General features: G+C 61.8%; 4 protein-coding genes. 3 read left to right on the top strand and 1 reads right to left on the bottom strand.

Annotation, left to right across the window (positions count from 1 at the left end):
• The first annotated feature begins 262 nt into the window (after window positions 1-262).
• Window positions 263-1,936 carry a putative bifunctional diguanylate cyclase/phosphodiesterase gene (locus HV782_RS28480; protein WP_123469816.1) on the top strand — a complete coding sequence of 558 codons (1,674 nt, stop codon included), beginning with the start codon at window positions 263-265 and terminating at the stop codon, window positions 1,934-1,936.
• A gap of 182 nt (window positions 1,937-2,118) precedes the next feature.
• Here the strand turns inward: HV782_RS28480 and HV782_RS28475 are convergent, their stop codons facing one another.
• Window positions 2,119-3,516, bottom strand: coding sequence for a NorM family multidrug efflux MATE transporter (locus HV782_RS28475; protein ID WP_128616382.1), 1,398 nt, complete (start codon window positions 3,514-3,516; stop codon window positions 2,119-2,121).
• Between the two features lie 158 nt (window positions 3,517-3,674).
• On the opposite strand from HV782_RS28475, the gene HV782_RS28470 reads away from it, so the two are divergent.
• Window positions 3,675-4,595 carry a LysR substrate-binding domain-containing protein gene (locus HV782_RS28470; RefSeq protein ID WP_123469812.1) on the top strand — a complete coding sequence of 307 codons (921 nt, stop codon included), beginning with the start codon at window positions 3,675-3,677 and terminating at the stop codon, window positions 4,593-4,595.
• A 183-nt stretch (window positions 4,596-4,778) separates the two neighbouring features.
• The gene (locus HV782_RS28465; protein ID WP_128616383.1) at window positions 4,779-6,755 is read left to right on the top strand and encodes a methyl-accepting chemotaxis protein; all 1,977 of its coding nucleotides are present in this window, start codon (window positions 4,779-4,781) and stop codon (window positions 6,753-6,755) included.
• Window positions 6,756-6,918: the final 163 nt, after the last annotated feature.

Raw genomic sequence — 6,918 nt, 5'->3', positions numbered from 1 at the left:
ACGAAAATTCGGGAGTCGTTGACGAAATGGGCCGGCATTTTAACAGGCTCAGCGATTTGTGCTGCTCTGTCCGACTTGTGACGCACCACGCGATTCAAATTTGCCGGTTTTGTTACTTTCGCGGAGGATGCACGGTGATTTTGCGGCTAATGTTCTCATTCGTGACACAAAATAACGTTCTGATAACCGTTGTCATTTGGTCATTGAACATCGCAACGGCATAATGCCCCGCCCACATCATTGCAGAGTCTAGGGAGCTAGCTTGTCTACGCCTGTCGAACCCTTGCGTTTGCTGCTACTGGCCGAAGCGCCAGCGTGGACAGCGTTATTGCGTGAGTGTCTGGCTCCGATGGGGAGCGCGGCGGTGCTGATCAGCGCGCCGAGCTGGGAGTCGGTCAGCCGTTTGTTCGAAGACAACCGTCACGCGGTGTTGTTGACCGTACCCGCGTTGCAACCGGCCCCGGGCCGTTGCAGCCTGCCGACGGTATTGCTGCTGGAACACGAACCGGCCACTGCGCCCGTTGGCGTCAGCGACTGGCTGGTGTTCGACGCCCTCGACGCCGGCATGCTGCGGCGTTGCCTGCGTCATGTGCGCGAGCGCGGCGTGCTCGAAAACACCTTGCAACGTCTGGCCGAGCAGGATCCGCTGACCGGCATCGCCAACCGTCAGGGCTTCCAGACCCTGCTCACGGCGCGCCTCGCGGAAAACGACGGGCGTGGCCTGGCCCTCGGACACCTCGACCTCGACAACTTCCGTCACGCCAACGACGCCCTTGGCCATCAGGCCGGCGACCGTTTGATCCTGCAAGTCGTCGCACGGCTGAAAAGTCAGCTCGAAGCCGGTGATCAACTGGCGCGGCTGGGCAGCGATGAATTTGCCCTGCTGATCGACACCCGCCGTGCACCGCAGCGCGCCGAGTGGATGGCCGAACGTATCACCGAAGCCTTGTCCGAACCGTATTGGGTCGATGGTGAAAGCCTGTTGATCGGCTCCAGCCTCGGCATCGCCCATGCCCGCGCACAAGGGGGCGCCGACCCGCTGATGTGGCACGCACACATCGCCATGCAGCAGGCCAAGAGCACCCAGGGCTGCACCTTCCATATCTTCAACGAACGCATCAACCGCAACGCACGGAGCATGGCCGACCTCGAAAGCGAGCTGCGCCGGGCCTTGCGTCGCGACGAGCTGGAACTGCATTACCAGCCACGGCTGAACATGGCGGACGGGCAGATCGTCGGTCTCGAAGCGCTGGTGCGCTGGCGTCATGGCGAGCGCGGCTTGCTGCCGCCGAGCGAATTCGTGCCGCTGGCCGAGCAGAGCGGCTTGATCGTGCCGCTGGGGTACTGGGTGATTTCCCGGGCCCTGCGCGACATGCAGGCGTTGCGCGAACGTGGGCTGCCGGCGCTGCACATGGCGATCAACCTGTCGTTCCGCCAGTTTCAGGACAGCCAGTTGCTGCCGACCCTCAGCCGTTTGATCGCCGAGCGTGGTGTTGAAGCGCAATGGCTGGAATTCGAACTGACCGAAACCGCCGTCATGCGCCGCAGCGATCTGGTCAAACAGACCATGGACGCCCTCGGCCGCCTCGGCGTGCGTTTTTCGCTGGATGACTTTGGCACCGGGTTTTCATCGTTCGTGCACCTCAACAGCCTGCCGATCACTTTGTTGAAAATCGACAAGAGCTTCGTCGGCGGCATGGAGCAGCGTGAAGAGAACCGCAAACTGGTGCACGCGATGATCAATCTCGCGCACAACCTGCATCTGGAAGTGGTGGCGGAAGGGGTCGAGACGCCGGAGCAACTGGATCTGTTGCGCGGGTTTGGTTGCGATCAGGTGCAGGGTTATCTGATCAGCCGGCCGTTGCCGCTGGCGGAACTGGTTGAGTACCTGACCTTCGGCGCCAGCCAGCAGCCCGCACTGGAAATCGTCAGCTAAATCCATAACTCAATTTGGAACAACATTGTGGCGAGGGGATTTATCCCCGTTCGACTGCGAAGCAGTCGCAAGACCATAGCACTGGACACATCTGATAAACCCCAGCTACCGGTTTTGGGGCGGCTTCGCCACCCATCGGGGATAAATCCCCTCGCCACAAAGGCTCACTCCTACAAGGGATCTCAGTCGGTCTGGGCGACTGTGTATTGATTGGATGACGCAGGCTCCCGCCGAATCATCCGCTTCATCTTCCACTCAAACGCCAGGGTCAGGCTGATCGCCGCACACGCCAGGCCCAGCGCCAGCCCCCACCAGACGCCCGTCGGCCCCCAGTTGAGGTGGAACGCCATCCACCACGCCGCCGGCGCGCCGATCAACCAATAGCAACCGAGCCCGACCAGAAACGTGGTCTTGGCATCCTTGAGCCCACGGATGCAGCCCATGGCGATCGTCTGGGTGCCGTCGAACAGCTCGAACCACGCAGCCACTGCCAGCAGGCTCACGGCCAGGCGAATGACCTCGGCAAACGCCGGATCATTGTGATCGAGGAACAACCCGACCAACTGATTCGGCAACAACCAGAACACCATGGCAAAACCCAGCATCACCACCGCGCCGAAGGCGATGCCGACCCGTCCGGACATCCGCGCATCGTTCAACTGCCCGGCGCCGTAATGCTGGCCGACGCGCATGGTGATGGCGTACGACATGCCCGCCGGCACCATGAACGCCACCGAGACGATTTGCAGGGCGATCTGGTGCGCGCCCATCTGCGTGCTGCCCATGGTGCCCATGCACAAAGCCGCAAAGGCAAACAAACCCACTTCCACCGCATAGGTGCCGCCAATGGGCAGGCCCAGGCGCCAGAGCTCCTTGAGGTATTGCCGGTTCGGCCGCGACAGCCCGGCGCGCAGCGGGTAAGCGTCGTAAGCCGGGTGCCGGCGGATATGCCAGGCCAGCGCCAGTGCCATGCAGCTGGCTACAATGGCCGTGACCAGGCCGATGCCCGTCAAACCCAGTTTCGGCAGGCCGAACATGCCGGTGATCAGTGCGTAATTGAGCAGGAAGTTGGCCACGGTGCCGCCCAGGCTGATGACCATCACCGGGGTCGCCCGGCCAATCGCGCTGGTAAAGCCGCGCAGGGCCATGAAACTCAAATAGCCGGGCAGGGCGAAGGGCAGGGCAATCAGAAATTGCCCGGCGGCAATGACGTTGGTTTCGGTCTGGCCGAACAGCAGCAACAGCGGTTTGAGATTCCACAGCAGCAACCCGGCGCCCAGCGCCATCAGCCACGCCAGCCATAATCCGGCCTGAGTCAGACGTGCCGCGCCGATGATGTCGCCAGCACCCTGACGGATCGCGACCAGCGTGCCGACCGCTGCAATTACACCAATGCAGAAGATCGACACGAACGAATAACTCGCCGCCCCCAGACCGCCACCGGCCAGTGCCTCGGGGCTGATGCGCGCCATCATCAGGGTGTCGGTCAGCACCATCAACATGTGCGCCAACTGAGAAGCGATCAGCGGCCCCGACAGCCGCAGGATGGCCCAGAGTTCGGTACGCACAGGTTGCTGCATGATCTTCACCACTCATTTAAAGAGGGAACAGGGAGCCGTCGATTCTCGGCGCTCAAACGGTTTCGCACAAAGGGATAAAAAGGATGGGTGGCATGAGTCAAACTCATCTAGGGCAGATTCTGCTAAGTTGGCCGCATCCCGCTATAGGAGCTTTCCGAATGTCTCGTCGTCTTCCTCCCTTGTATGCCTTGCGCGCATTCGAAGCGGCGGCGCGGCACAGCTCGTTCACCCGCGCCGCCGAGGAGCTGTCGATTACCCAAAGCGCGGTCAGCCGGCACATTCGCACCCTCGAAGAGCATTTCGCCTGCAAGTTGTTTCATCGCAGTGGGCGCAACCTGCAACTCACCGAGTCGGCACGGATGCTGTTGCCGGGGATTCGCGAAGGTTTCGCCGCCCTCGAGCGAGCCTGCAATACCTTGCGCGCCGAAGACGACATCCTGCGGATGAAAGCGCCATCGACCCTGACCATGCGCTGGCTGCTGGCGCGGCTCAGTCGATTCCGGCACTTGCAGCCAGGCAACGAGGTGCAACTGACCAGCGCATGGATGGACGTGGATTCGGTGGACTTCAACAACGAGCCTTTCGACTGCGCGGTGCTGCTCAGTGACGGGCACTTCCCGCCGGACTGGGAGGCCAGTCTGTTGTTTCCCGAAGAGCTGATTCCGGTCGGCGCGCCGAACCTGCTCAACGACCAGCCCTGGGACGTTGCGCGCCTGGCCTGCACCGAGCTGTTGCACCCGACCCCGGATCGGCGCGACTGGCGCAGCTGGCTGGAGCACATGGGGCTGTCCGATCAGGTCTCGCTCAAGGGCGGTCAGGTGTTCGATACCCTGGAACTGGGGATGATCGCGGCGGCGCGTGGTTACGGGGTGTCGATGGGCGACTTGCTGATGGTCGCCGAAGATGTCGCTCAGGGGCGCCTGAGTCTGCCGTGGCCGACGGCCGTCGCCAGCGGGCTGAATTATTACCTGGTGTGGCCGAAAACCCGTCCGGGAGGTGAACGTTTGCGCCGTCTCAGCGATTTCCTCCAAGGCGAAGTGCGAGCCATGGAGTTGCCGGCGGTTGCACGCTTGAGCTGAAACGTTAGAGCCGCCACAATGCCGGCCTTGTGCCATAACCTTGTTTTCCGCTCAAGTATTCGGATCCACCGCCGAATACGTGCTTGTGGCACCGTCGTGCCGGTGTCCACGATTCACCCCACAACCAGAAAAATTTCCGAGTCGAGATCAAGGAGGATCACGTGGCTCGGCCAGGAGCTGCCCATGTCTCAACCTCGCGCCCGGATCGCCTCGCAGCTGGGCCTCGCGCTCGCCGTGATACTGGCGATTGTCATCAGCGGCAGTACGGTGTTCGCCCTGCGTTCGCTGGATACCGCCAACCTCGCCACCCGTGAAGAGCATCTCGCCAGCGAGGCGCGACTGCTGGCCGACCAGTTGAGCACTTTTCACGGCACGCTGCGTGAAAGCACCCAACGCCTGAGCGGGTTGTTCGAGAAGCGCTTCAGCAGCGGTCTGAGCATTCATCCGGATGAGCCGGTGACCGTGGCCGGTACCCAGACCCCGGGCCTGCACCTGGGCGACGAAGTGTTGAACAACAACTTCAAGCAAGTCGACGAGTTCAAGCAGATGACAGCGGGCGTCGCCACGCTGTTCGTGCGCAGCGGCGAAGACTTCGTGCGGGTCAGCACTTCGCTGACCAAACAGGACGGCACGCGCGCCATCGGCACCTTGCTCGATCATGCGCACCCGGCTTATGCGAAGTTGATGGCGGGGCAAGGTTACGTCGGCCGTGCCTTGTTGTTCGATCGCTCCTACATGACCCAGTACACCCCGGTGCGCGATGGCAGCGGCAAGGTGATTGCGGTGTTGTTCGTCGGCTTCGATTACACCGATGCGCAGAACATCCAGTTCGACAACCTGAAGCGCTTCCGCATCGGCCAGAGCGGTTCGCTGGCGTTGCTGGATGAGCAAAACAAATGGCTGGTCGCGCCGGCGGGGGTGCAGGCGCTGGATCAAGCGGTTCCGGTGATCAAAGGTCTGGCTGCGAAACCGGGCAAGGGTGAGTTCTGGAGCGACACCTCCGAAGACTTCTACAGCATCGCCGTGCCATTCGATGGCGGGCCATGGTCGGTCGTGGCGAGCATGCCGAAAGCCGAGATTCGCGCGGTGACCTGGAGTGTCGGTACGCAACTGGCCATTGGCAGTCTGTTGGCGATGCTGCTGGCTGTGGGTTCGGTGGTCTGGCTGCTGCGCAGCAAACTGGCGCCGCTGAGTGATCTGGTGCGACAGGCCGAAGCCTTGGGCGCCGGTGATCTGAGCGTGCGCCTGAACGTGTCGAGCAACGACGAAATCGGTCAGTTGTCCCGCGCGTTCAACCAGATGAGCCAGGCACTGTCGACCATGGTCGAGCACATCCGCCGCGCCTCGGAGGAGGTCAACAGCCGGGCACAGGCGCTGTCCGGTTTGTCCGGTGGCGCGTACGAAGGCATGGAGCAGCAGTCCGGGGAAATCACCAGCATGGCCGGCGCCGTCGAAGAGTTCAGCGCCACCTCGCTGAACATCGCCGACAACATGGGCAACACCCAGCGTCTGGCCCAGGAAAACGCTCAGCAAACGCAGATCGGTCGTAGCTCGATGGAAGAGGCTTCTTCCTCGCTGGAGCAAATTGCTGGCGCACTGAACACCACTGCTACCGTGATCAACACCCTCGGCCAGCGCTCCCAGGAAATCGGCGGCATTGTCAGCGTGATCACTTCGATTGCCGAGCAGACCAATCTGCTGGCGCTGAACGCTGCGATTGAAGCGGCGCGTGCCGGTGAACAGGGCCGCGGTTTTGCCGTGGTGGCGGATGAGGTGCGCAGCCTGGCCTCGCGCACCCGTCAGGCGACCGATGAAATTTCCAGCATGATTCACAGCATCCAGCAGGAAACCGGCAACGCAATCAGCACCATGGAACAGGGCAATGTGCTGATGCAGGAAGGTTTGTCGCGTAACGCGAATGTTGCTTCGGCGCTGGCGCGGATCGACGAGCAAAGCCGTTCGGCGGGGCAGCAGTTTGCGGCGATTACCACGGCCACTCAGGAGCAGAGCAGCACTGCGACTCTGTTGAGCAGCAATTTGCAGAGCATCGCACTGGCCAACAGTGAGCAGCGTGAGGTTGTGTCGAACCTGGCTGTTACCGCCAAGGAGCTTGAGAAGCTGGCGGCGGATTTGCGTTCCGAGGTTGATCGCTTTCGTTGATGCGCGGCTGAAATAGCTTTCGCGAGCAAGCTCGCTCCCACATTTTCCGGGGTAGCTCACAAATTGTGTGAACACCCGAAAACCTTGTGGGAGCGAGCTTGCTCGCGAAGGCATCCCTGCCAATTCTTGATAAATCACACGATCGCAAGCTCCGTTACACTTG

The organism is Pseudomonas monsensis (assembly GCF_014268495.2).
In the GTDB taxonomy this organism is placed as follows: domain Bacteria; phylum Pseudomonadota; class Gammaproteobacteria; order Pseudomonadales; family Pseudomonadaceae; genus Aquipseudomonas; species Aquipseudomonas monsensis.
Note: the sequence above shows the minus strand (reverse complement) of the source record. Positions and strands in the feature narration are given on the sequence as shown.

Bases quoted from the DNA above. Each gene is read 5' to 3' on its own strand.
- HV782_RS28470 (WP_123469812.1), top strand. From the start codon at position 3,675: ATGTCTCGTCGTCTTCCTCCCTTGTATGCCTTGCGCGCATTCGAAGCG.
- HV782_RS28475 (WP_128616382.1), bottom strand. From the start codon at position 3,516: ATGCAGCAACCTGTGCGTACCGAACTCTGGGCCATCCTGCGGCTGTCG.
- HV782_RS28465 (WP_128616383.1), top strand. From the start codon at position 4,779: ATGTCTCAACCTCGCGCCCGGATCGCCTCGCAGCTGGGCCTCGCGCTC.